The following is a 2,095-nucleotide window of genomic DNA, read 5'->3' as shown; positions in this document are numbered from 1 at the left end:
GACGACGCCGCCTCCCCCACCGAGCTGGCCGAACTCCTGGTCATCCTCGACCAGTTGACACAGCAGGCAACGGGCGCCGTCGTCGTGCGACAGCGGTCCCAGGGCAACCCGCTCGGCGACCTCGCGCAGATCTTCGACCGCACCGAGGACCGACTGCGCAAGAAGTACGAACCCCTCGCCGTCGACCGCGCCCTGGCCGCCCGCTCCCGGCCGCTGCGCACCACCCCGCGCGAACCGGCCCCCGAAGAACCCCAAGCCCCGGTGCAGCGCCAACCGCGCCACCGCCTGGCTGCCGCACTCGACCTCATGCGCCGGGCATCCGGCCGCCGCCAGCGCGAGATCGCCCAGCGGATGAACGTCGACGAGTCCTACGTGTCCCGGATGCTCTCAGGGCAGCGCGAGGTCTCCTGGCAGCACGTCAAGATCATCTGCGAGATGTGCGAGGGCAACGCCACCTTGATGAAGCCGCTGTGGGAAGTGGCCTCGGGGGTACGGCCCTCGACCACCGAAGCCGCCCGGTACCTGCGCACCTACCTCCAGGCCCTGCGCTACGCCGCCGGCTCCCCCAGCAACGAGAAGATCCTCGACCTCGCCCAGCACACCCTCACCCACACCGAGCTGCACCTGGCCCTCGAAGGCCCCGGCGTTCCCGGCTGGCCGGTGGTCGCCCAGCTCACCACCACCCTCATCGGCCTGCCGGAGACCGCCCGGCCCCTGTGGCGCCAGGCCCACGCCGAGGGAGGGACCGAGGCCCGCACCTTCTCCGTCGAGCCCTTCGGCTGACCCGCGACCGCCAGGGACAGACCATGAACAAGCCCACCGCCGCCTCCGTGCCGCTGCTCACCACCGCCTTCTACGCCTTCTACGACCTGCACCGCCCCGCCTACCACGCCTACGCCGCAGCCCGCCTCCCCCCAGAAGAAGCACAGATCGCCGTATCCCAGCTCTTCGACCTCTTAGCCAGCAACTGGACCATGATCGTGACCAAGCCGCGTCCTGCCGCGTGGGCCTGGGAGCAGCACACCCGGGCCATCGCCCGCCGCACCGGCAGCACCCCCGCGCCGACCGAGGATGCCGCGTGGCTGCACGACGTCCTGCACCTGAGCATCGAACGGATCGGCGTGATCACCGGCGCCGAACCCGCGGCCGTGACCGCGCTCGTGGCCGCCGCCCGCCGTAGCAGCCCCCGCGGACCGGCCCCGGCACCCGAACAGCAGCGACCAGGAGAAAAGCTCCGGACCATGGAGAAGTCCCGCGCCATCGGCCCGGGGCTCGCCCCTGCCTGAAGGCGCCAGGGAAGAGACGCAACAGCTCTCTCCCCCCGCGACTCGACCACTCGCCAGCACCAAGAGAATGCGCGGTATCCGCTGCGGAGCCGGACCCGAGCACATCGGAGCAGATCCCGATGGACGGTCCACCAGAGCAGGGCCTCGACGAAGTGGCCGAGAACACCGGCCCGGCCCCATAGACCCGCGCTCGGGCCGTCGATCGCCCGTCACCTCCACCAGCCAGCCGCAGCCGAGCGGCGCACCCTCGGCTGCTCCACACCGGGTGGAAGGCCGCATACTCCCGCTCATTCCCCCCCGGATGCGCTTTGTTGCACGATCAAAAGGGAGGTACGAGACAAAGCCCGGCCATGGGAACTTCCCCGTGCGGCAGCCGCCAGAGCTGCACGAAATCCGGATACGGGGGGATGGCCATGCTGGTGACAGAGTTCAGCACAGAGAGCGTTGCGGCACCGGAGCGCTTCGACCTGTTCGTGGAGACTACTGATCGCTCTCATATGCCCAACCGGCTGCGCAGCGACGATCAGGACGACTTCCGGGCCAGAATGCGGAACCTGGATCTGGGCGAGGTGCAGATCTCCACACTGTCCTTCTCCCATCTGGAGATCACGCGCCCCGCCAAGCTGATCCGGCAGTCCGACCCCGAGGCATACCAGATCAACTTCTTCCTGCGTCAAGAAGGGATTCTCTCCCTGGCAACAGCCGACACGATGCTGCACGCGGGAGATCTGGTGATGATGGACTCCAGCCGCCCCTACCGCGGCGAAGTCCGCGCCGCTGAGGGCGACTGGTCACATCTGACCGTGCAG

3 protein-coding genes are annotated in these 2,095 nt (G+C 69.2%); all 3 read left to right on the top strand.

Features of this window, described 5'->3' with window-relative positions:
- On the top strand, window positions 1–783 hold a 783-nt coding region (locus tag ACWGJ2_RS40300; RefSeq protein ID WP_453351394.1), incomplete at its 5' end, for a helix-turn-helix domain-containing protein.
- 23 nt (window positions 784–806) lie between these two features.
- Window positions 807–1,286, top strand: a complete 480-nt coding sequence (locus tag ACWGJ2_RS40295) for a hypothetical protein (RefSeq protein ID WP_453351393.1) — start codon at window positions 807–809, stop codon at window positions 1,284–1,286.
- A 419-nt stretch (window positions 1,287–1,705) separates the two neighbouring features.
- Window positions 1,706–2,095: AraC-like ligand-binding domain-containing protein (locus ACWGJ2_RS40290; RefSeq protein ID WP_453351392.1), on the top strand; the 390-nt coding region annotated here is incomplete at its 3' end.

The organism is Streptomyces sp. NPDC054796 (assembly GCF_053611545.1).
Note: the sequence above shows the minus strand (reverse complement) of the source record. Positions and strands in the feature narration are given on the sequence as shown.

Coding starts and splice junctions, on each gene's coding strand:
- ACWGJ2_RS40295 (WP_453351393.1), top strand. CDS start 807: ATGAACAAGCCCACCGCCGCCTCCGTGCCGCTGCTCACCACCGCCTTC.